This window comes from Streptomyces sp. D2-8 (genome assembly GCF_023184515.1).
GTDB lineage: Bacteria > Actinomycetota > Actinomycetes > Streptomycetales > Streptomycetaceae > Streptomyces.
Genome location: NZ_JAAHBP010000024.1, coordinates 54,033 through 75,165, shown reverse-complemented (window position 1 = coordinate 75,165; position 21,133 = coordinate 54,033). Strand labels below are relative to the sequence as shown.

At 72.1% G+C, this 21,133-nt stretch carries 17 protein-coding genes; 9 read left to right on the top strand and 8 right to left on the bottom strand.

Translation table 11 applies throughout. The features are described from left to right. Positions 1–57: 57 nt before the first annotated feature. Positions 58–1,176, top strand: coding sequence for a substrate-binding domain-containing protein (locus G3I77_RS33330; protein ID WP_248509939.1), 1,119 nt, complete (start codon positions 58–60; stop codon positions 1,174–1,176). A 19-nt stretch (positions 1,177–1,195) separates the two neighbouring features. Here the strand turns inward: G3I77_RS33330 and G3I77_RS33325 are convergent, their stop codons facing one another. Together G3I77_RS33325 and G3I77_RS33320 are read right to left on the bottom strand one after the other, a co-directional pair. Continuing rightward, positions 1,196–2,401 carry an RNA polymerase sigma factor gene (locus G3I77_RS33325; protein WP_248509728.1) on the bottom strand — a complete coding sequence of 402 codons (1,206 nt, stop codon included), beginning with the start codon at positions 2,399–2,401 and terminating at the stop codon, positions 1,196–1,198. After that, entirely contained in the window at positions 2,401–2,751 is a 351-nt protein-coding gene (locus G3I77_RS33320; protein WP_248509725.1) for a YciI family protein, read from the bottom strand. The genes G3I77_RS33325 and G3I77_RS33320 overlap by 1 nt, the downstream gene beginning before the upstream one ends. A 106-nt stretch (positions 2,752–2,857) precedes the next feature. Here G3I77_RS33320 and G3I77_RS33315 point away from each other — a divergent pair, with 106 nt between their 5' ends. Then, positions 2,858–3,904, top strand: a complete 1,047-nt coding sequence (locus G3I77_RS33315; protein ID WP_248509723.1) for an acyl-CoA dehydrogenase family protein — start codon at positions 2,858–2,860, stop codon at positions 3,902–3,904. Here the strand turns inward: G3I77_RS33315 and G3I77_RS33310 are convergent. Continuing rightward, positions 3,901–5,106 carry a serine hydrolase gene (locus tag G3I77_RS33310; RefSeq protein ID WP_248509721.1) on the bottom strand — a complete coding sequence of 402 codons (1,206 nt, stop codon included), beginning with the start codon at positions 5,104–5,106 and terminating at the stop codon, positions 3,901–3,903. The genes G3I77_RS33315 and G3I77_RS33310 overlap by 4 nt on opposite strands. A gap of 349 nt (positions 5,107–5,455) precedes the next feature. After that, positions 5,456–5,632 carry a hypothetical protein gene (locus G3I77_RS33305; protein WP_248509719.1) on the bottom strand — a complete coding sequence of 59 codons (177 nt, stop codon included), beginning with the start codon at positions 5,630–5,632 and terminating at the stop codon, positions 5,456–5,458. Positions 5,633–5,861: 229 nt separating this feature from the next. Between G3I77_RS33305 and G3I77_RS33300 the strand changes: the two genes are divergently transcribed. Then, a complete protein-coding gene (locus G3I77_RS33300; protein WP_248509718.1) occupies positions 5,862–6,302 on the top strand; it encodes an SPW repeat protein in 441 nt (146 codons plus the stop codon). 135 nt (positions 6,303–6,437) lie between these two features. On the opposite strand, the gene G3I77_RS33295 is transcribed toward G3I77_RS33300, so the two are convergent. Beyond that, positions 6,438–7,364 carry an NAD(P)-dependent oxidoreductase gene (locus G3I77_RS33295; protein ID WP_248509716.1) on the bottom strand — a complete coding sequence of 309 codons (927 nt, stop codon included), beginning with the start codon at positions 7,362–7,364 and terminating at the stop codon, positions 6,438–6,440. A 67-nt stretch (positions 7,365–7,431) separates the two neighbouring features. Next, on the bottom strand, positions 7,432–8,208 hold the full coding sequence (locus G3I77_RS33290; RefSeq protein ID WP_248509714.1) for a GNAT family N-acetyltransferase: 777 nt from the start codon (positions 8,206–8,208) through the stop codon (positions 7,432–7,434). A gap of 148 nt (positions 8,209–8,356) precedes the next feature. Between G3I77_RS33290 and G3I77_RS33285 the strand changes: the two genes are divergently transcribed. The 3 genes from G3I77_RS33285 (at position 8,357) to G3I77_RS33275 (ending at position 14,046) form a co-directional block, all read left to right on the top strand. Continuing rightward, positions 8,357–8,842: a nucleoside deaminase gene (locus tag G3I77_RS33285; protein ID WP_248509712.1), complete on the top strand. Its 486-nt coding sequence runs from the start codon at positions 8,357–8,359 to the stop codon at positions 8,840–8,842. 182 nt (positions 8,843–9,024) lie between these two features. Continuing rightward, positions 9,025–13,305: an aminotransferase class I/II-fold pyridoxal phosphate-dependent enzyme gene (locus G3I77_RS33280; protein WP_248509937.1), complete on the top strand. Its 4,281-nt coding sequence runs from the start codon at positions 9,025–9,027 to the stop codon at positions 13,303–13,305. A gap of 6 nt (positions 13,306–13,311) precedes the next feature. Further along, positions 13,312–14,046 (top strand): class I SAM-dependent methyltransferase, encoded by a 735-nt coding sequence (locus G3I77_RS33275; RefSeq protein WP_248509710.1) that lies wholly within the window; start codon positions 13,312–13,314, stop codon positions 14,044–14,046. 17 nt (positions 14,047–14,063) lie between these two features. Here the strand turns inward: G3I77_RS33275 and G3I77_RS33270 are convergent, their stop codons facing one another. Next, a complete protein-coding gene (locus G3I77_RS33270; protein WP_248509708.1) occupies positions 14,064–14,735 on the bottom strand; it encodes a chaplin in 672 nt (223 codons plus the stop codon). Between the two features lie 302 nt (positions 14,736–15,037). Here G3I77_RS33270 and G3I77_RS33265 point away from each other — a divergent pair, with 302 nt between their 5' ends. The 3 genes from G3I77_RS33265 (at position 15,038) to G3I77_RS33255 (ending at position 19,483) form a co-directional block, all read left to right on the top strand. Next, entirely contained in the window at positions 15,038–16,609 is a 1,572-nt protein-coding gene (locus tag G3I77_RS33265; RefSeq protein WP_248509707.1) for an alpha/beta hydrolase, read from the top strand. A 50-nt stretch (positions 16,610–16,659) separates the two neighbouring features. Further along, complete coding sequence (locus G3I77_RS33260) at positions 16,660–17,754, top strand: chemotaxis protein (protein ID WP_248509705.1); 1,095 nt, start codon at positions 16,660–16,662, stop codon at positions 17,752–17,754. A gap of 319 nt (positions 17,755–18,073) precedes the next feature. Beyond that, positions 18,074–19,483, top strand: coding sequence for a PP2C family protein-serine/threonine phosphatase (locus G3I77_RS33255; protein ID WP_248509704.1), 1,410 nt, complete (start codon positions 18,074–18,076; stop codon positions 19,481–19,483). A gap of 5 nt (positions 19,484–19,488) precedes the next feature. Here the strand turns inward: G3I77_RS33255 and G3I77_RS33250 are convergent, their stop codons facing one another. Next, positions 19,489–20,982: a hypothetical protein gene (locus tag G3I77_RS33250; RefSeq protein WP_248509697.1), complete on the bottom strand. Its 1,494-nt coding sequence runs from the start codon at positions 20,980–20,982 to the stop codon at positions 19,489–19,491. Positions 20,983–21,133 lie beyond the last annotated feature (151 nt).

Sequence of the window (21,133 nt, the reverse complement as noted above, 5' to 3'; positions counted from 1 at the left end):
GTGTCCATCGTAGGAGACGCACTGGAGTTCGTCCGGTGGAGCCGGAATCATGACGCCATGTTCCGGCACGACCTTTCCGGGCCCGAGTGGTTCACGGCCGACGACTCCGTGCTCGGCGTGGCCCTCGTCTTCCCCCTGCAGGGGCCTGCCGGGATCTTCGGGCCCACCTGTGAGCTGTGCGCGCGGCTGGCCGTCGAGGAGGTCAACCGGGACGGCGGCGTGCTCGGCACTCAGCTCCGGCTGGTGCCGGTCGACGGCTCGGGCGCGCCGCACGAGATCGCCGCCGAGGTCGAGGCGCTGGTGGACCTGGGTGCCGTGCAGGGCGTCACCGGCTGGCACATCTCCTCCGTACGGCAGGAGCTGGCGCCACGGATCGCGCACCGCGTCCCGTACGTGTACACCGCGCTGTACGAGGGCGGGGAGGACACGGCGGGGGTGTTCCTGACGAGCGAGACCCCGCGCGACCAGCTCCGGCCGGCGATGGACCTGCTGGCACGCGAACGCGGGGTGCGGCGCTGGTTCGTGGTGGGCAACGACTATGTGTGGCCGCGCCATACGGCCCGCTCGGCCCACGAGTACGCCCGGGACCGTGGCGGCCGCGTCGCCGGTGAGGTCTATCTCCCGCTCGGCACCCACGACTTCGAGCCGGTGCTGCACCGCGTCGAACGCTCGGACGCCGACGCGGTCCTGATGCTGCTCGTCGGCAGTGACGCGGTGCGCTTCAACCGGGCGTTCGCGGCGTACGGCCTGCCCGCGCGCTGTCTGCGGCTGAGCACGCTGATGGACGAGAACATGCTGGTGGCGAGCGGCCCGGCGGCCACCGAGGACCTCTACAGCACGGCCGGGTTCTTCGCCTCGCTGGCCAATCGCGACACCCTCGACTTCCACGGGCGGTACGCCGCCCGCTACGGCGTCCAGGCACCCGCCCTCGGCAGCCTCGGCGAGTCCTGCTACGAGGGGGTGCTGCTGCTGGCCGCACTGCTGAAGAGGGCCGGGACGCTGGACGTCTCGGCGATCGGCGCGGCCGCGGGAGCGGGTGCGGTGTCGTACGAGGGCCCGCGCGGGCTGCTGCACCTGCGGGACGCTCACGTACGCCAGCGGATCTACCTGGCGCGGGCCGACGGACTCGACTTCGACGTCCTCACGGAGCTGGACCTGCCCGCCTCCCGGTCCTGACGACTCTCCCGGCCGGTCATCACGGGCCGTCCGGCCGGGGGCGTGCGAGTGCCCTCCTGCGGCGCTCGAGGAACGCGCGTCGCGCCGGGTTCTCCGCGAGCGCGATGGCCCTCGCGTACGCCCGCACCGCCTCGGTGTCGCGGCCCAGACGGCGCAGCAGGTCGGCACGTACGGCGTGGAGGACGTGGTAGCCGTCGAGGCCCAGGGCGTCCACGAGGGTGAGGGCCGGCCCGGGGCCCTCGGTCTCGGCCACGGCGACGGCCCGGTTCAGCGCCACGACCGGGCTCGGGGCGATGGTCATGAGCTGGTCGTACAGTCGCCGGATCTGCGCCCAGTCGGTGGCGTCCGCGGTCGGCGCGTCGCTGTGGACGGCCTGGACGGCGGCCTGGATCTGGTAGGGCCCGGGCCGGTTCCGGCGCAGGCAGCGGCGAACGAGCTGCTGGCCCTCGCGGATCAGGTCGTGGTCCCAGCGAGCGCGGTCCTGCTCGGGCAGCGGCACCAGTTCGCCCCGGTCGCTCCCGCGGGCGTCCCGGCGGGACTCGGCGAGGAGCATCAGCGCGAGCAGGCCCGTCACCTCGGGCTCGTCGGGCATGAGTTCCGCCAGCAGCCGGCCGAGCCGTACGGCTTCGGCGCACAGCTCGGGCGATCCCTCGTACCCCTGGTTGAAGACCAGATAGACGATGGCCAGGACCCCGCCGAGCCGGTCGGGCAGATCGGCGTCGCGGGGCACCCGGTAGGGGATCCCGGCGTTGCGGATCTTCGCCTTGGCGCGGACGAGCCGCTGGGCCATGGTCGGCTCGGGCACGAGGAAGGCGCGCGCGATCTGCGCGGTGGTGAGGCCGCCCAGCAGCCGCAGGGTCAGGGCGACCCGGGCCTGGAGGGCCAGCGCGGGGTGGCAGCAGGTGAAGATCAGGCGGAGCCGGTCGTCGCCCACGGGGCCCTCCTCGGGCGGTGCGCCGGAGGTGTGCAGCAGGGCGGCCTCGGCGTGCCTGGCCGGCCGGGACGACTCACGGCGCAGGCGGTCGACGGCGCTGTTCCGCGCGGTCGTGATGATCCATCCGGCCGGGCTGGCCGGGACGCCGGCCTCCGGCCAGCGCCGTACCGCCGCGGTGAACGCGTCCTGGACCGCTTCCTCGGCGAGGTCGATGTCGCCGAGGAAGCGGACGAGGACGGCGACCGCGCGGCCGTACTCCGCGCGGAAGACCGCCTCGACGTCCACCTCCATCAGTCGGCGTCTCCCATGAAGGGACGGACCTCGATCGGCAGGGTCGTGGCCAGGGCCGCCTTGCGCCCCCACTCCAGGGCGGCGTCCAGATCGGGTGCCCTGACGAGGCAGATGCCGCCGAGCATCTCCTTGCCCTCGGCGTACGGCCCGTCGGTGATCAGGACGTCGCCGTCGCCGGGCCGCAGCACCGTGGAGGAGTCCGGGCCGTGCAGCCCGCCGGCGAAGACCCAGGCGCCAGCCTCGCGCAGCTCCTGGTGGAAGGCGTCGAGGTTCCTGCCGATCTCCTCGAGGGTGTCGGGGTCGGGCATACCGCCGACCGGCTGCATCACACTCAGCAGGTAGTACTTCATGACGGCCTCCTTGGCCTGACGTCGTCCGGGTGTCCCCGCACCTCCTACACGAACGACACAGCCCCGGATCGACACCCCGCGCCGCCCGACGGCGAGAATTCCTCCCATGACCACCACACCCCATCCCCTCGTCACCGGCGCACAGCGACTGGCGCGCGATCTGCTCGTCCCGCGGGCCGAGCGCGTCGACCGGGAGGGTGTGCCCGCGAGTCATGTCGAGGCGGTGAAGCGGGCGGGGCTGCTGGGGGTGGTCGCGCCGCGGGAGTACGGCGGGGCGAACGCGCCCGTGGCCGTGGCGCGGGAGACCGCGGAGATCCTGGCCGGGGCGTGCTGCTCCACATGGTTCGTGCAGACACAGCACCACACACCGGTGAAGCTGCTCGCCGCACACGACTCGCCCGTCCGGGAGAAGCTGCTGCGCCCCCTGGCGACCGGCGAGCTGATGGCGGGCATCGCGTACGCCCATGTCCGTGCCTTCCCCCGGGTGCCGGTGCGGGCCGTTCCCGAGGAGGGCGGCTGGCGGTTCGAGGGCCGGGTGCCCTGGTACACGGGCTGGGGGCTGAACGACGTGATGCTGCTGGCCGGGGTGACGGACACGGCCGAGGTGGTGTTCGTGTTCGCCGAGGCCCGCGAGCAGCCGGGGCTGACACCGTCGGCGCCGATGCGGCTCGCGGCCCTCACCGCCGCCCGCACGGTGTCCTTGGAGCTGGACGGCCTGTGGGTGCCGGAGGAGGCCGTCGTGCTGCGTACGCCGCGGGAGGAGTTCGCCCTGGTCGACCTGCCCCGGGCCGCCAACGCCAGTCCGGCCGTGTTCGGGGTGGCGTACGCGGCGCTGGACCTGGTGGCGCAGGCCCCGGACGGATCGGAGACGGCCCGGTCGCTGCGGGCCCGGCTCGACGAAGTGCGACAGGAGGCCTACGCCCTGGCCGACCGGCCGGCCGCGCACGACTCCGTCCCGCAGCGACTCGCCGTGAAGACACGCGCGTACGACCTGCTGCGCGCGGCCACGACCGCGGCGATCGTGGCCGGGGGCGGCCGCTCCATGGATCTGGGCAGCCGCGCCCAGCGGCTGGCGCGCGAGGGGATGTTCCTGCTGGTGCAGGGCCAGACGGCCGAGGCCCGCAGGACGCACCTCGGCTCGCTGGCCCCCTAGCCCAGGCGGGGCGCGGCCGGTGTCCGGTCCGTCCGGGACGGGATCCGGCCGCAGAACTCCGCTTCGATGACGTTGATGTACAGGGAGGAGTCCTGGAGCCAGTCGCCGTTGACGTTGAACGTGAGCTGGTGCTTGCCGTCCTGGGTGCCGACCATCGCGGACAGGGAGCCGTTCGTGGAGCCGCTCTTGCCCACCACCTTCACACCGCAGGACAACCGGGCGAACTCGACTCCGAGTCCGTACCCGAGGCCGTGTCCGGCCGGGACCTCCTCGAACATCTCCTTCGTCTGCCGCGGGGGCAGCAACTCGCCCTTCACGAGGGCCCGTTGGAAGCGGTTGAGGTCGCCGCTGGTGGAGATGACGTCGCCGGCCGCGCCGAGCCAGGTCATGTTCTGTTCCGTGGCGTCGTGGATCTCGGCGTCCGGGGTGGCGTCCTGGTCGAGCCGGGAGTAGCCGACGGGGTGGGGCTTCGGCATGTGTGGTGCTGCACCGGGGAACGATGTCCCGCGCAGCTTCAGCGGCCGGATGACGCGGCGGGTGATCTCCTGCGCGTACGAGTGACCCGTCGCCTTCTCGACGACCATTCCCGCGAGGACGAAGTTGGTGTTGGAGTACGACGGCCGGCTCTCCGGGTCGGGCTGCGGAGGGGTCTTCAGGGCGATCGCCACGAGTTCCCCGGGCGTGTACGTGTCGTACCGGTGCTCCGGGAAGCCGAGCCCTGTGGTGGCGTGGCTGAAATCGGGGTCGTCGGTGTAGTTGGCGATGCCGCTGGTGTGGTTGAGCAGCTGCCGCAGCGTCACCCTGCTGCCGTCGTAGCCGTTGCCGCGCAGCAGGCCGGGCAGCCATCGCTCGACCGTGTCGTCCAGGTTCAGTCTGCCTTCCGCCTCCAGCTGGAGCAGGACGGTCGCGACGAACGGCTTGGTGATGCTGGCACCGCGGAAGTGCTCGCCGGCCGACCGCTTGCGGCCCGTGCCGGTGTCCGCGTAGCCGGACTGCCCGAACCAACTCCCCTTGTCGTCGGAGACCTTGGCCGCCGCTCCGGGGAGGCCGCCCTTCTCGACCAGAGCGCGTAACGCGGTCCGGGTCGCCTCGTGGCCGTACTTCGGTTCCGCTGCCTGCGCTGCCGGCGCGAGTGCCGCCGCTCCGGCGGACAGCGCCACGGCCAGGGCCATCGAGACGGTGCGTGCGGCGCGCTGCTTCATGGGTGCATACCTCCCGGTCACCGAGAGGGCGGGCCTGCCCCCTCGGTGACCAGGACGCCCAAGTCCGGCTCCAGGGTTGATCTTGACAGCCGGATGGGGCGGTCGCCCCGCACGGTGATGTCCTTGTCGGGGGTGAACCAGCCTCCATGATCACGGGCTCTTTCCGGGGCAAGGCGCGACTGCGCGGGCAGCGTGGCGGTGGAGGTCGGGGGCCGTCAGGGAAGTGGCGGCTCATCCCGTATCCCGGACCGGCCATTTCACGAACGGCGCCCCGGAAAGGCTTGCGCGCGCCCTCGGTTCGGCACGGCCTGGGCGCGCGCTCCGTCGGTGCGCGGACGGGCGCCGGATCTCAGCCCTCGTCCGCCGGAACGACCACGAGGAAGGCGTCCGACTCCAGGTCCATCACGACCGTGGCGGGCTCGCCCTCGGCGCGACGGCGTGCCGCGTACTCCTCCGCGGGCCACGATCCGCGCGGAGACCCCGCCGGGAACCGTTCCAACACCTTCGCGCTGATGGCCGCAGTCACGTCCGCTGCCCTCCCCTGTCCCGCGCCGCCCGCCGGGCGACGTCGATCGGTCGCTGTCGTACGGATGCGGATGCCCCCGATCCGCCCGGACATGTACCACCGGGTAGCTCCTGTATCCCCCGCAGACCTCTACACATAAAGGAAAAGTAAGAGCAGAATGATGCTTACGCGGCGCTTACCGCATATCCCCTCCAGACGCGGTCGCCCTGCACCATGAAGGAGACGAGTCATGGCCAACGTCTCGCCCACCAGAGGCGACATGACCACCCACCCTGACGCCTCCGAGATGCGGGATCGGTACGCCCGCGTCCTCGGCGGCCGCGATGTGGCGCTCGTGGACGGACCGGTGTTCCTGCTCGGTCTGTACTGCGCCGCATCTCCGTGGATAGTTCACTACACGACCAGCCAGCCGGCTCTCGTGACCCACAACCTGATCATGGGTATCGCGATCGGTCTGCTGGCGCTCGGGTTCACTCGCGCTCCGGAGCGCATGTACGGCCTGAGCTGGGCCATGTGCGCCCTCGGGGTATGGATGATCATCTCGCCGTGGGTCGTCGGCGAAAGCCCGGACGCCGGTGTCGTGTGGAACAACATCATCATCGGCGCTCTGGCCGTGATCCTCGGGCTGGTGTGCGCCGGAACGGCGGCGAAGGCCTCACCCAGGCCGTAGCGCCGGCCGGAAAGGAGCCGAAGGCCGGTCCGCGCCCCGGACCGGCCCGTCCATGTCCGCCGCGCCACCCACCAGCCGCAGGCACCGCGCACGCCCCGGTCCCGCGCCGCGCTGCCGTCTCCGTCCGCGCGGGCCTCACCGCCGACGCGCCGACCGCATCGCGGCGAGCCCCTCGCCGCTCGACGCGTAGAGCGGTGTCCAGCCGAGTTCACGTTCCGCCTTGGCGCAGGACACGCGGATCCGGGACGACATCACCGTGTGCGCGTACGACATGGGTGTCATCAGCCACAGCGGCACGGTCATCGGCTTCGGCAGTCCGAATGCCCGGGCCACGGCCTCGAGGTGGGTGCGGAAGCCCATCGGGGTGCCGTCCGCGATGTTGTAGGCCTGCCCCGGCCGGCCGCGCTCCACGGCGGCGACCACCGCGCGGGCGGCGTCGGTGAGTTCCACCCACGGCAGCACGCGACCCCGGTCGCCTGGCACGGGGAGCTGCCGCCTGCGCAGCAGAGGCAGCAGGGCGTCGGTGCCGCCGGGGCCGTAGAACAGGCCGAAGCGCAGCGCGACGCCCTCCAGCGCCCGCGAGCCGAGGGCGAGCCGCTCCTTGGTCCGCATGGCCGCGATGTGCCGTTCCAGCCGCGCTGTGCTGCCGGGCGGGCCGAAGGGGTCGTCCTCGGTGAGCGGACGGTCGCCGTGGTCGCCGTAGCCGTACCCGAAGACCATGGACTCCACGACGAAGCGGCGGGCACCGGTGGCGCGGGCGGCCTCGACGAGGTGGGCCGTGCCCTGGGTGCGCAGCGCGTCGGTGGCGTCCATGTCGCGGTCCCGCATGGGGGGCTTGCGCAGGGCGGTCGCGGCGTGGATCACGGTGTCGAAGTGGTGCCCGTCGACGGCACGCAGCAGCGCGTCCCGGTCCATGAGGTCGGCCCGGATGCCGTTCTCCGGGCTCCGGCCGAGGCCGGTGACCTTGTGGCCCGCCTCGGTCAGGGCGTGGGTGATGTGCCTGCCGAGGACACCGCTCGCGCCGGCCAGCAGGATGCTCTGCTTCTTGTCGTTCGTCGTCATGACAATGCGACGGATCGGGCGGGCGCGGATGTGACATCGCATCGCGGCCCCGCGGGCCACAGAACGGCTAGGACGTGTACACGTACGGCGTCGTGGTCGTCAGCGGCACGAAGCCGAGGCGTTCCAGGATCGGCCGGCTCTGGCTGGAGGCGTCGACCCGGAGGTAGCGGTAGCCGCGGGCCGCGGCGGCCTGGGCGCGGTGGGCGACCAGGGTGCGGTAGATGCCGCGGCCGCGCCAGCCCTGGACGGTGCCGCCGCCCCACAGACCGGCGAAGGGCGTGCCGGGCACGAGTTCCATACGGGCCGCGCTCACCGGCTCGTCCCCGGCCATCGCCACGACGGCGACGACGGTGTCCGGGTCGGCCGACAGCCGGGCGAGGAGCTGGTGGCGCAGCCCGGAGCCGTCCGCGCCGAACGCCTTCTCGTGGACGTCGACCACGAGATCGACGCCCGCGGGGCCGGTGACCGGTACGACCCGGACGCCCTCGGGTGGCGCGGCGTCGAGGGCGAGATCGCCGACCCGGCCGATCATCAGCGTCTCCTCCGGCTCGGGGACGAACCCGGCCGCGCGCAGCCGCCGCCCGAGGTCCGCCGGCCGGTCGTGGCCGTACAGCTTCCACTCGAAGTCGAGGCCGAGCCCGGTGTAGTGGCCGATCTGCCCGGCGATCGCGGCGTCCGCTCCGGCCTCGTCGAGGGCCGTCCACACGACGCCGTTCCAGCCCGGCGCGGGGGCGACCTGGCGGACGACGCCGCCGGTCCGCTCGACACGGGCGCCGGGACCGTCCGGCCGCGCTCCCGCACGCAGGTCGCGGTCGAACAGGGCGAGCAGCTCGGCGTGATCCATGGGCAGACCTCAGCAGCATCCGGGCCGGACGGCAAAGGGTTTTCCGGCACAGCGGCGGCCCCTCGGCCCGCGGCCCCGTTCCTTTCCCCCGGCGCGCCGGCGCCCTAGGGTCCTGCTTGATCACTCCGTCACGGGAAAGGCCGGCCCCATGGTCGTGAAGGACACGGAACTGCCGCATCTGCGCCGCTGCGTGGAACTCGCGGCCGAGGCTCTGGAGGCCGGAGACGAGCCGTTCGGTTCGGTCCTGGTGGGCGGGGACGGCACCGTCCTCGGCGAGGACCGCAACCGGGTCGCCTCGGGCGACCGCACCCGGCACCCCGAGTTCGAGCTGGCGCGCTGGTCGGCGGCGCACCTCACGCCGGAGGAACGGGCGGCCGCCACGGTCCACACCTCCGGCGAGCACTGCCCGATGTGTGCGGCCGCGCACGCCTGGGTCGGCCTCGGGCGCATCGTCTACGTCGCCTCGTCCGAGCAACTCGGCGCCTGGCTGGGCGAGTTGGGTGTCCCCGCTCCACCGGTGCGGACACTCCCCGTGCGCGAGGTCGCACCCGGTGTAGCCGTCGACGGCCCGGTACCAGAACTGATCGAGCACGTAAGGGAGTTGCACTTCAGGTTCCACCGCGGACGCGACTGAGACACGGCGGTTCCCCGGCGCGGAAACGCCGGGTCCGCCCCCGGCGGGACGCCCGCCCGAGATGCAGGGCCGCTCGCACGAACCTACGATCGATTTCAACTGGTCCGGGTGTAAAACCAGGCGTACGCCCCGTTCTCCCCGACGGGGGGAGGCACATGTCCTCGCTGCCGGCACGGCGGCTCATGGCCGTCTACATCGCCCTGGTCGCGGTCGTCACCATCGTGTACATGACCGTCCCGGTGATGGTCCCCGTGATGTGGGCCGTGATGGGGCTGGCCGGTGTCGCCGCCATCCTGATCGGCACGCGCCTCCACCGGCCCGCCCACCAGTGGCCCTGGTGGGTCCTGGCCGGCGGCCTGTTCGTCTTCATCGTGGGCGACACGTACTACTACGTGATGGATCAGTACCTGGGAGTCTCCAACCCGTTCCCGTCCCCGGCCGACGCCTGCTACCTCGCCATGTACCCGCTCATCGCGATCGGCCTGTCGGGGCTGGTGCGGCACCGGTGGGCCGACCGGGACCTGCCGAGCCTGCTCGACGCGCTGATCGTCACCGCCGGCCTCGCCCTGCCCGTGTGGGTGTACCTGGTACAGCCACTGACCGTGGTGCAGGGCCTGACCTGGCAGCAGCGTGCCATCAGCATCGCCTACCCCCTCGGTGACATCCTCGTGCTGGCACTGCTGGTCCGGCTGCTCACCCCCAGCCCGGTCGACGGTCCCAATCGCGCCGTACGCCTGCTCGTCCTCGGCACGGTGACACTGCTCGCCACCGACATCGCCTACGGGATCCTGCAGTTGAACGACGTGTGGCAGACCGGCAGTCTGCTGGATCTCGGCTGGGTCGCCTTCTACACCGCCTGGGGCGTGGCGGCTCTGCATCCCTCCATGGTCGAGCTGACGGCTTCCGTGCGGCAGCGGGAGTCGCTGCTTCCGCCGCCGCGCCGGCTGGTCATGCTCGCCGTGGCCACGCTCATCGCGCCGGGGATCCTGCTCTGGGAGGGGGTGAGCGGCCAGTCCCGGGACGCCGCCGTGATCGCGGCCTTCTCGGGCCTGCTGTTCCTGCTGGTGATCCTCCGGCTGGCGGGGATGGTCGTGGCTCATCGCCAGGCGGTGTCCCGGGAACTCGCACTGCGAGGAGCCGCCGCCTCGCTGGTCTCGGCGTTCCGGGAAGAGGAGGTCGACCGGTCCTGCCGTGTGGCCGTCGACCGGCTGCTGGGGCCCGAGGTGCCGCACCGGACCCTGCTGCTGCCGGCCGAGCGGGCGGCGGAACTGGGGGCGCGCGGCGCCCACCTGATGAGCCCGGCCGCCCTCGAGCCCGCCACCGCCGCCGGACTGGTCGGTCTGCCCTCCATCCTGGTGTGCCCCATGACCCAGCCGGACAGGCCGGGGGGAACGGTCCCGGGTGTCCTGCTGGTCGCCGCACCCGAGCGGCAGCTGAACGAGACCTGGGGCTCCCTGGAGATCCTGGCGTCGCACGCGGGCCTGGCCCTGGAGCGCGTCAGCCTGCGCAAGGAGGTGTTCCGGCAGGAGAGCGAGGCGTACTTCCGCACCCTCATCCGCAACACCTCCGACGTCATCCTGATCCTGGAGGACGACGACACCATCCGGTACGCCAGCCCGTCCGCGCGGTCCGTGTTCGGCACCGAGAACCTCATCGGCCGGTTGCTGTCGGAGCTGGTGGACCCGGGCGACCGGGAGCGGGCCGCGCAGGAACTCGCCGCGGTCCGGGAGAGGGGGTCGCGGGCGGGACACGACCACTGGTGGGTGCGCCGCCCGGACGGGCGCGTCGAGGCGGAGGTCCGGTTCAGCGATTTCCGGGACGAGCGGACCGTGTCCGGACTGGTGGTGACCCTGCGGGACGTGACCGAGCAGCGTCGGCTGGAGCAGGAGCTGACGCAGCGGGCGTTCCACGACTCGCTGACCGGCCTGCCCAACCGGACGCTGCTGCTGGAGCGGATCGAGCGCGCCCTGCTGCGCGGCCGCCGCGAGTCGACCCTGACCTGTCTGCTCTTCATCGACCTGGACGACTTCAAGCTGGTCAACGACACGATGGGACACCGCGCGGGCGACCATCTGCTGATGGCGGTCGGCGACCGGCTGTCCCGGACGCTGCGGCGCACCGACACCGCGGCCCGGCTGGGCGGGGACGAGTTCGCGGTGCTGATGGAGGACGCCAAGCAGCCGCTCGACGCCGAACTCCTGGCAGCGCAGGTGCTCCAGACGCTGAGCCGGCCCTTCGACCTGGCCGACGAGTCGGTGCCGGTGTCCGCCAGCGTGGGCGTGGCCACGGCACGCGACAGCACCGACGCCGAGGAACTGCTCGGCCACGCCGACCTCGCGCTGTACGCGGCGAAGGCAGCGGGCAAGCGGCAGTGGCGCCGCTTCAAGCCGTTGCTGCGCAGCCGTATGGTCGAGCGGCACGACATGCAGTCCGAGCTGGCCCGGGCGGTCGCCGACAAGTCGTTCGCGCTGCGCTACCAGCCGGTCGTGGACATCACGGCGGGCGAGGTCGTCGGGTTCGAGGCCCTGGTCCGCTGGCCGCACCAGCACCGGCCGCCCATCGCGCCGGACCAGTTCATCAGCCTGGCCGAGGAGACCGGGCACATCTCGCCCCTGGGAGCGTGGGTGCTGGAGAACGCGGTCAACGACATCGCCGGTCTGCAACAGCTGCCGGGGCCCGCGCGTCCGCCGTACGTGAGTGTGAACGTCTCCGCCCGCCAGTTCCGCGATGCCGGGTTCATCGAGCAGGTCGGGCAGGTGCTGAGCACGCCGGGTCTGGAACCGGGGTCGCTGCAGTTGGAGATGACGGAGACGGTGCTGCTGCAACGCGACGACCGACTCCAGACGGTGTTGCACACGCTGAAGCAGCTCGGCGTGCACATCGCGGTCGACGACTTCGGCACCGGTTTCTCCTCGCTGCGCTATCTGCAGGACTTCCCCATCGACGTGCTGAAGATCGACAAGTCGTTCATCGACAACATCGCGCGCGATGCCCAGCAGGTGGCGCTGGTCGAGGGGATCGTGCGGATCGCCGACACCCTGGGCCTGCAGGTCATCGCGGAGGGCATCGAGAACACCGCGCAGCGGGACCTGCTGGCCGGGATGGGGTGCCGGTTCGGGCAGGGCTTCCTGTTCGCCCGGCCGATGACGGTGGAGCAGAGCGCACACGTGCTACAGGAGCCGAGTGCCCAGCCCTTCGCGGCACCCCCGACGCGACGGCCGCGGGTGGACACCGCCCCCCGGGGACGCCGGGAGGCGCGCTGGGCTGACCTGGAGCATCTGCGGCGCACCAGTCCGATGAGCGACGCGGTCCTCGACGAGGTGCGCGGACGGCACATCCGCAGCGGCGACCACTGGCTGATCGACTTCGCGTCCTGCAACTACCTGGGCTTCGACTGGGACCCGGAGGTCATGGCGTCCATCGACCCCGCCGTGCACCGCTGGGGCACGCACCCCAGCTGGTCGCGGCTGCTGGGCAGTCCGCGCCTGTACCCCGACATCGAGGAGCGGCTCGCCGCGCTGCTGGGCGCGCCGGACACACTGCTGCTGCCCACGCTGACGCTGGTCCACTCGTCGGTGATCCCGGTGCTGGTCGAGGACGGCCACGTGTTCGTGGAGGCGACCGCGCACCGCACGGTCTACGACGGCTGCGTGGTGGCCCGTGCGCAGGGCGCGACGCTGCACCGCTTCCACGCCGAGCGGCTCGACGAACTGCGCGCCCTGCTGGCCGGGGTGCCGGCGGGGACACCTCGGCTGGTGTGCATGGACGGCGTCAACAGCATGAGCGGCAACGTCCCCGACCTGCCGGCGCTGGCGGCGGTGTGCCGCTCCGAAGGGGCGACGCTGTACGTCGACGACGCGCACGGCTTCGGGGTGATCGGGGAGCGCGGGCCGGGCGAGACGTGCCCGTACGGCATGCGCGGCAACTGCGTGGTGCGGCACACCGGGGAGTCGTACGACGGGATCGTGCTGGCCGGCGGCTTCTCCAAGGCGTACTCGTCGCTGCTGGCGTTCCTCGCGCTGCCGTCGGAGCTGAAGAACCGGCTGAAGACCGCGGCGGCGCCCTATCTGTACTCGGGGCCGTCACCCACGGCATCACTGGCGACCGCGCTGGCCGGGCTGGACGTCAACGAGCGCCGGGGCGACGCGATCCGGGCCGACCTGTACCGCAAGACGGTCCGCCTGCTCGACCACCTGGAGGGCATGGGGGTGAGCACCCTCAACACGGACCGGCTGCCGATCGTGGAGGTGCCGCTGGCCAACCCCGCGGACCTGGACGCGGTCGCCGCGTTTCTGTGGCAGGAGGGCGTGTACGTGACACTGGCCTCCTACCCGCTGGTCCCGCGTGACCGGGTGGGTTTCCGCGTCCAGCTCACCGCCCTCAACTCCGACGACGACATCGATCACCTGAACGGGACTCTGACCCGGTTGTCCGAACGCTTCCCGTTGCGGCTGAAGGGCTAGACGGCCATGACGACGCACAACGACGACGTGGACTGGGACCGCTGGCCGGTCGCCGACTACCTCGCGGAGAACTACCGCGAGGTGCACGCGTCGGACGCGGCGGTCATCGCGCACCATTCCGCGTTCTACCGGCGTCTTCCCCCCGGCGGGATCGCCCGCTCGGTGGAGTTCGGGGCGGGCCCCAACCTGTACCCGCTGATGCTCGCGTCCGCCGCGTGCCGCAGGATCGACGCCGTGGAGGCCGGGGCGAGCAATGTCGCCTACCTCGAGGACCAGATCTGCCACCGCCTCGACGCGAGCTGGCTGCCCTTCCACGCGCTGTGCCGGCGGCTCAACCCCGAGGTGCCCCCGACACTGGCCGGGGCGCTGGCGCCGGTGAACATCGTCCACGCCGACGTCCGAACCCTGCCACCGGGCACGTACGAACTCGCCTCCATGCACTTCGTAGCCGAGAGCGTCACGGAGGACTTCACCGAGTTCGCCGACTTCTGCCGCACCTTCGTCCGCACCGCCCGGCCGGGCGGCTGTCTGATCGCCGCGTTCATGGAGAACATGCCGACGTACCGCATCGGCCCGGCCTCCCGCTGGCCGGGCTGCCCGGTGAACCCGGCGACGGTCTCGGAGGTCTTCACGCCCCTGACCAGGGACCTGGAGGTGACCCACATCGACGTGGACCCGACCCTGCCGGACTACGGGGATTCGGGGATGGTGCTGCTCACGGGGGTGGCGGAGGCGGTGTAGCCCGTCTGCCGCGCGTCTCAGCCGTTCGATCCCGGGCGGAACCTCCGGCGCAGCACCACTCCCCCGGCGACCAGCGCCGCGCTCGCTGCGACGGTCTGGAGGGTGTGGTCCATGCCCGTGTGGGCCAGGGCGCCGGTGGCGTGCTGGGCGGTGTGCGGGGCGGGTTCGGGAGCCGGGTTCGGCCGGGGCGGCGGGGTCGGCTTCGGAACCGGCTTCGGCGGCTGCTGGGGACGGACCGGGCGAGGGTCGCCGTCGCCGGGGGTGTTCGAGGACTCGTTGCCGGTCGACGCGTTGCCGATGCCGACCACGTTCACCGAGTTGCCCGTGACGTTGACCGGGAGGTCGACCGGAAGCTGCACGCCGTTGCCGGAGATCACGCCCGGTGAATCCGTTCCGCCGCCCTCGGCGACCGCGCCGCCGGACCCGTCCGGCCGGCCGCCCCGTCCGTCGTCCTTGTTCGCGCAGCTGTTGCCCGCGGCGGGGTTCAGGAGCCCCACCACGTTCACGGTGTTCCCGCACACGTGCACCGGAACGTGCACCGGCAACTGGACGGTGTTGCCGGAGACCACCCCGGGCGAACCGGCCGTCGTGCCGTCCGCACCCGAACCGGCGTACGCGGGGACGGTCACGGCCATCGCGCCCGAGGCGGCGGCGACGGCGATCACTCCGTTTCGGGTAACCCGTCTCATGGGACCCCTGCCTTCCAGACATCGTCGCGGGCACTCACCCGCACCGGGTAGAACGCGGGGCGCCCGGTCCCAGTTATGGCTAATCGGCCTTTCACTCCATCGAGCGGCACGGTTGTCGAACTAGCGGTAAAGCCCTTCGTATGCGGTCGCCCGCGGGCTTCGCGTGCGGGGCGATCCGCGCGGGATGCGGCGCGCCGCCCGGCCCCGCCCGCCCGGAGGCGCGGCTTCCGGGGCCCGTTTAAGGTGAGCGAGGGCGCCGATCCCGGTCCGCTGCGGGGCGCCCCGCGTCCCTGGAGGCATCGATGCTGGCCAAGCTGTCCACGCGTCCCTCGGTACGACGCTGCGCGGTCACCGGCACGGCCGGGCTCGCCCTGCTGGGCACGGCACTGCCGGCCGCCGACGACCCTGCGCCCGGCCTCACGCGCTTCTACGACCAGAAGGTCACCTGGTCCGGATGCAAGGGCATGGACATGCCGAAGGACCTCCAGTGCGGGAAGGTCACCGTCCCGCTCGACTACGCCAAGCCCGGGAAGGGCACGCTCGACCTCGCCGTCGCCCGCTACCGGGCCACGGGCGAGTCCCGGGGCTCGGTCCTGCTGAACTTCGGCGGCCCGGGCGGCCAGGGAGTGGCCCAACTCGCCATGGGTGGCAAGGACTTCATGGGCCTGACCAACGGCTACGACGTCGTCTCCTTCGACCCGCGCGGCGTCGGCCGCTCCTCGCCGGTCAGCTGCGGAAACGCCTCGGACGACGCCCTGGACGCGACGGACGGCAATGCGGACGCGGACGATCCCGGGGCCGTGCTCGAAGAGCTGCGCGCGGCGGCGGCCGAGTGCACCGAGCACTCGGGCCCGGTCCTGCCCCACATCGGCACGGTCAACGCCGCCCGCGACCTGGACGTCATGCGCGACGCGCTCGGCGACGACAAACTCAACTACCTGGGCTTCTCCTACGGAAGCCGGCTCGGCGCGGTGTACGCGGCCCAGTACCCCGAGAAGGTCGGCAGGATGGTGCTGGACGGCGTCGACACGCTGACCGAGCCGCTGGCCGACCAGGGTGTGGTGAGCGCCCAGGGGCAGCAGACCGCGCTGGAGAACTTCCTGACCTGGTGCACCGAGGACATCGCCTGCCCGTTCGGCCGGAACCCGCGCGAAGCACGGGAACACGTCGTACAGGTGGTCGAGTCGCTCGACAAGGACCCGCTGCCGACCGACTTCGGCGAGGCGTTCTCCGGCCAGGACTTCGCGGGCGCGCTGGGACAGGGCCTCTACAGCAGGGAGCTGTGGCCCTCGCTGCAGCGGGCCATCGGCCGGCTGCTCGAGGACGGCGACACCCGCGGCCTGGAGACCTTCCTGTCCGGGGGCTTCACCCTCCCGCTGCGGCGCAGCCCGCACGCCGGACTCACCGACCCGGCGGACGTGCCCCTCGACAACCTGCCGGCGGCGCTGATGGCGGTCAACTGCGCGGACGATCCCGACCGCCCCGCCGCCGCGCAGGTCACCAAGGACCTCGGCCGGCTGCGCGCCCGCTACGAGCAGGCGTCACCGGTCTTCGGCCCGTACCGGCTCACCCAGGTGCTGATGTGCTACGGCCGCCCCAAGGGCACCGACTACATCCGCGCCGACGTCAAGGACGTCGACACGCCGAGGATGCTGCTCGTCGGCACCCGGGGCGACCCGGCCACGCCGTACCGGTGGACGGTGGAGACGGCCAAGCGGCTCGGATCGTCGGCCGTGGTGCTCGACAACCGGGGCGAGGGCCACACCGGCTACGGCTCGTCCAAGTGCGTGCACAGCAAGGTCGACGCCTTCCTGCTGTACGGAACGCTCCCCCCGGACGGCAGCTCCTGCGGCTCCGACCGCGACGACGAGTGAGATCGAATGCCCCAAATGCCCTAATGGCGAATTCGCTCTATCGTTCTGTCATGGAGCACGTTCTGAGTCCCGCGACCCTTGCCGAGCTGCGGCGCCCGCGCCTGTACCCCGCGGTCTCCGTGCTGACGCCGACACATCGGCGCGATCCCTACAACGCCCAGGACCAGGTCCGGCTGCGCAACGTGGTGGCCGAGGCCAAGAGGCAGCTGGAGGCCGATCCGGCCGTCACCCGCGAGCGACGCACCGAGGTGTCCGGGCACCTCGACCGGGCCATGGCCGAGGTCGACCTGACACACGCCGAGGACGGCCTGGCGATCTTCGCCGCTCCGGGCGAGCACCAGGTGTGGTCACTGGCCCGGCCCGTACCCGAGCGCGTGGTGCTCTCGGACACCTTCCTCACCCGCAACCTCGTGTCCGCCCAGACGGCCGGGCGGCCCTTCTGGGTCCTGTCCCTCGCCGCGGACCGCGCGGTGCTCTGGAACGGCGGCGTCGACCGGGTCGCCGGAGCCCGGATCGGCGGCTTCCCGCTGACCCGGCGCGTGGAGAACTTCGACCCGGAACGGCAGCAGCGGATCGGTGACACGCCGAGCGCCTTCCGGGAGGAACGCACCCGCCAGTTCCTCCGTGAGGCCGACACCGCGATGAGCGCCGTGCTGCGCGACCACCCGAGACAGCTGTACGTCACCGGCGAACCGGCCGCCCTCTCCCTGCTGGACGAGGTCGGCAGCACCGCCCGGAATGCGGTGCACATCCCGCACGGCGGGCTCGCGCACGGGACCCCCGAGGTCGTGTGGCAGGCCGTGCGCCCGGTGGTCGAGGCGGAGGCCCGCAGGAGCACGGACGCCGTGACCCGCGCCCTCGAAACGGCCCGCGGGCGGCGGGAGTTCGCCGCCGGCGTCGACGAACTGTGGCAGAGCGCCCGGGACGGCCGCGTCCGGCTGCTGGCCGTCGAGGAGAACTACCGTGTGACGGTCCGCGCCGCCGGGGACCATCTGATCCTCGCCGAGAGCGGCGACCTCGACTCCCGCGAGGACATCGTGGACGAGATCGTCGAGCAGTGCCTGGAGACCGGAGCCGAGGTCCGCTTCGTACCGGACGGCGCGCTCGGGGAGGCGGACGGCATGGCCGGGGTGCTGCGGTACTGACCGGAGCCCCCCGGAGGCACTCGACGGCCCTGGAGCCCCCCTGCCGACAGGGCTCGAACACAGGGCCGTCGAACATCCGGAGCAGCCCGCCGTCGCCACCCCGCCGGATCGTCAAGTGCCCTGTGTAATCTACGACTTGGATCTCCGGGTGGCGCACTCCGCACCTACCTCGGAGTAACTCCGTGAGACTGTGGCATATGCCAGAAGCACCACCGTATCGTGTGTTGCCGAATCCCTTACAGGGCGTCGCGGGCTGTGCAACAGTCGTAACGGTCCCTCCGTCCGCCTTGGTCGTACCGTCCCCGCATCGGAGTGCGTCATGCCGTCCCACCTCTCCGCGGACCGCCCCGCCGCCCAGCCGCCCGGACGCGGCTCGGTCGACGCGCTCATATCGCAGACGCGGCGGCTCAAGGGCGACGTGGACGCGGTGCGCCGCGACGCCGCGGGAGAGGGATCGGACCACCCGCGCGAGCGCTGGCAGCGCGCCCTGTACGACCTGGCCCTGCACCAGCTCAACGACCTCGACGAGCACCTGGCTCAGCTGCGGGACGGCCCCCTGCCCACGGCGGCGGCCCCTGAACCTGCCGCACCCTCGCCGGGCTCCCTGCTCAGCAGGGTCGGCAGCGCCGAGTGGAACCTGCTGACGGACCAGGCCAGTTGGTCCGGGGAGCTCTACCAGATCCTGGGCCGCGACCCGGCCGCTCCGCCGCTCACCCTCGACGAACTGCCGTCACTGGTCGTGGACGAGGACCGGCCGAAGCTGACGGCGATGGTCACCAACTGCCTCGTCGACGCCCGGCCCATCGACGGCGAGTTCCGCATCGCCCGCCGGGGCGACGACGTACGGACCGTGCACATGATGGGCGAACCGGTGCTCGACACTGACGGCAGCACCGCCTCGATGTGGGCCGTGCTGCGCGACGTCAGCGAACTGCGCCGCAGCCAGCGGGCGGTGAGCGAGACCCGTGACTCGCTCCACCACCGGCAGGAGGCCGCGCGAAGCGAGCACCGGCTCGCGGTCGAGCTGCAGGAGGCCGTGCTGCCGCCGTGGCGCGGCTCCCTGCGGCTCCCGCACCGGGGCCCCAGGACCCTCGACCTCGCGTCCCGGCACCTGCCCGCGTCCACACAGACACTCATCGGCGGCGACTGGTACGACGCACTCGAACTGACCGACGGCGAAACGCTCCTCAGCGTCGGTGATCTCACCGGCCAAGGAGTCGGCGTCACCTCGAACATGACCATGCTGCTCGGTGCCGTGCGCGGCATGGCGATGGCCGGTGCCCAGCCGGGGCCGTTGATGGCCTGGCTGAACCAGTTACTCGACTCCACCGTGCAACCCGCCCTGGGCAGCGCCGTCTGCTGCCGCTACCGGCCCGCGACCCGCACCCTGGTGTGGGCTCAGGCCGGACACCCCGCCCCACTGCTGTTCCGCGGCGGGACGGGGCGCGTGCTGAACGCACCGGACGGCGTCCTGCTCGGCGCCACCTCGGGCGCCGTCTACGAGCAGGCCGAACAGACGCTCGAGGTCGGCGACCTGCTGCTCCTGCACACCGACGGGCTGGTCCCCGGGCACACCGGCTCGGCGGCCGCGAACCTCCTCTTGGGCCTCGCGCCCCGTCTGGCCGGGAACCGCACGGCAGAGGACTGCGTACGGACCGTGGTCCAGGAGTTCGGCGAGAGCGGGCGCGAGGACAACGCCTGTGTGCTCGTCGCCAAGGTCATGTCTTAGGAATCTCAGGCCTGTGCGCGGTTGCCGCCCCTGCCCTTCGTCTTAGGCAGGGCGAGCTTGATCTCCTCCCTCAGTTCCTGGATCTTCGGGTAGCCGGAGTACTCGGCGGTGAGGCGGTACATCTGGCGCAGCCGGTCCCAGGTGCGGTGGGAGGAGTTGGATCCCATCGACACCAGGGCCAGTCGCGCGTACCGGTCCGCCTGTTCGGGGTCGTCGGCGATGAAGCAGGCCGACGCCATCGACAGGTAGTCGAAGATCTTCGACCGCTGCCGGCCGTCGACCCGCAGGGCCAGGGCCTTCTCCGCATAGTGCTGGGCATGGGCGGCCGCGCCCGGCTCGAACTCGGCGAGCGTGCGGTAGGCCAGGGCCTGCATGCCGTAGAGGTCCTCCTCCTTGAAGGTCTGCATCCAGTCCGGCGGGGGCACGTCGGCCTTGTCGGAGACGAACAGGTCCTCCGCGCGCCCGAGGGTGCGGCGCATGGCCTGGCCCTTGCCCATGGAGGCCTGCGCCCAGGCCTCGATGGTGTAGAGCATCGCCCGGGTGCGGGGCAGCACCTCGTCACCGGAACCGGACGTGGCGAGCTTCATCAGGTTCAGGGCGTCGTCGGGCCGGCCCAGGTGCACCATCTGGCGGGCCGCGCGGGAGAGCGCCTCGCCCGCGCGAGGCCGGTCCCCGCCCTCTCTGGCCGCGTGCGCGGCGATGACGAAGTACTTCTGAGCCGTGGGCTCCAGGCCGACGTCGTGCGACATCCAGCCCGCGAGGACGGCGAGGTTGGCGGCGACGCCCCACAGGCGCCGCTGGAGGTGGGGTGGGTGACGGTAGGCGAGCATGCCGCCCACCTCGTTGAGCTGGCCCACCACGGCCTTGCGCTGGAGCCCGCCGCCGCGGGCCGCGTCCCAGGCACGGAACACCTCGACCGAGCGCTCCAGTTCCTCGATCTCCTGCGACCCGATGGGGGTGGCCTCGTAGCGGTCGAACCCAGCGGGGTCGGCGTGCAGGGGATGGTCGAGGTCGGGGGCGTCGGCAGCCAGGGAAGGGTCGGTGTGCAGCCAGTCGTACATGGCACTGCTGAGTGCGGATCCCGCGGCGAGCGCGGCGCCCGCGCCCACCAAGCCGCGTCGGTTGAGCATGAGGTCCATTCCCGTGAATTCGGTGAGGACCGCAGCAGTCCGCTCGGGCGCCCACGGCACACCGTCGGGAGTCTCAGCGCTCCCGCCGCCCTGCCGTTTCCCCGCACGCCCGTGCCGGACCAGACCGAGGTCCTCGATGGTCACGACACGGCCGAGACGCTCGGTGAACAGAGCCGCCAGCACCCGCGGCACCGGATCGCGCGGGATCTCTCCCGTGTCGATCCACCGCCGCACCCGGGAGGTGTCGGTCGACAGCTGGGGATGGCCCATGGCCGCCGCCTGCCGGTTGACCAGCCTCGCGAGTTCGCCCTTGGACCAGCCGGCCAGGCCGAACAGGTCCGCGAGCCGGGTGTTGGGTTGTCCGCTCACGTCAAGCCCCCAGGTTCTCGGCTGAGTTGACAGTAGCCCGGGGAGACTTGCCGGGCGACTATTCGCCAGGGTTCGCCAGGGTGCGCCAGATGGTGTGCCACCGGCCATCCGGTGTCAGGTAGGAACGCGCCACCCCGACCCGGTCGCCGGG

What these genes read in the sequence shown, in the direction of transcription:
- G3I77_RS33265 (WP_248509707.1), top strand. Translation starts at nt 15,038, where the DNA reads ATGCTGGCCAAGCTGTCCACGCGTCCCTCGGTACGACGCTGCGCGGTC.
- G3I77_RS33320 (WP_248509725.1), bottom strand. Translation starts at nt 2,751, where the DNA reads ATGAAGTACTACCTGCTGAGTGTGATGCAGCCGGTCGGCGGTATGCCC.
- G3I77_RS33330 (WP_248509939.1), top strand. Translation starts at nt 58, where the DNA reads ATGTTCCGGCACGACCTTTCCGGGCCCGAGTGGTTCACGGCCGACGAC.
- G3I77_RS33285 (WP_248509712.1), top strand. Translation starts at nt 8,357, where the DNA reads ATGGTCGTGAAGGACACGGAACTGCCGCATCTGCGCCGCTGCGTGGAA.
- G3I77_RS33325 (WP_248509728.1), bottom strand. Translation starts at nt 2,401, where the DNA reads ATGGAGGTGGACGTCGAGGCGGTCTTCCGCGCGGAGTACGGCCGCGCG.
- G3I77_RS33315 (WP_248509723.1), top strand. Translation starts at nt 2,858, where the DNA reads ATGACCACCACACCCCATCCCCTCGTCACCGGCGCACAGCGACTGGCG.
- G3I77_RS33275 (WP_248509710.1), top strand. Translation starts at nt 13,312, where the DNA reads ATGACGACGCACAACGACGACGTGGACTGGGACCGCTGGCCGGTCGCC.
- G3I77_RS33310 (WP_248509721.1), bottom strand. Translation starts at nt 5,106, where the DNA reads ATGAAGCAGCGCGCCGCACGCACCGTCTCGATGGCCCTGGCCGTGGCG.
- G3I77_RS33300 (WP_248509718.1), top strand. Translation starts at nt 5,862, where the DNA reads ATGGCCAACGTCTCGCCCACCAGAGGCGACATGACCACCCACCCTGAC.
- G3I77_RS33280 (WP_248509937.1), top strand. Translation starts at nt 9,025, where the DNA reads ATGGCCGTCTACATCGCCCTGGTCGCGGTCGTCACCATCGTGTACATG.
- G3I77_RS33295 (WP_248509716.1), bottom strand. Translation starts at nt 7,364, where the DNA reads ATGACGACGAACGACAAGAAGCAGAGCATCCTGCTGGCCGGCGCGAGC.
- G3I77_RS33270 (WP_248509708.1), bottom strand. Translation starts at nt 14,735, where the DNA reads ATGAGACGGGTTACCCGAAACGGAGTGATCGCCGTCGCCGCCGCCTCG.
- G3I77_RS33260 (WP_248509705.1), top strand. Translation starts at nt 16,660, where the DNA reads ATGGAGCACGTTCTGAGTCCCGCGACCCTTGCCGAGCTGCGGCGCCCG.
- G3I77_RS33255 (WP_248509704.1), top strand. Translation starts at nt 18,074, where the DNA reads ATGCCGTCCCACCTCTCCGCGGACCGCCCCGCCGCCCAGCCGCCCGGA.
- G3I77_RS33290 (WP_248509714.1), bottom strand. Translation starts at nt 8,208, where the DNA reads ATGGATCACGCCGAGCTGCTCGCCCTGTTCGACCGCGACCTGCGTGCG.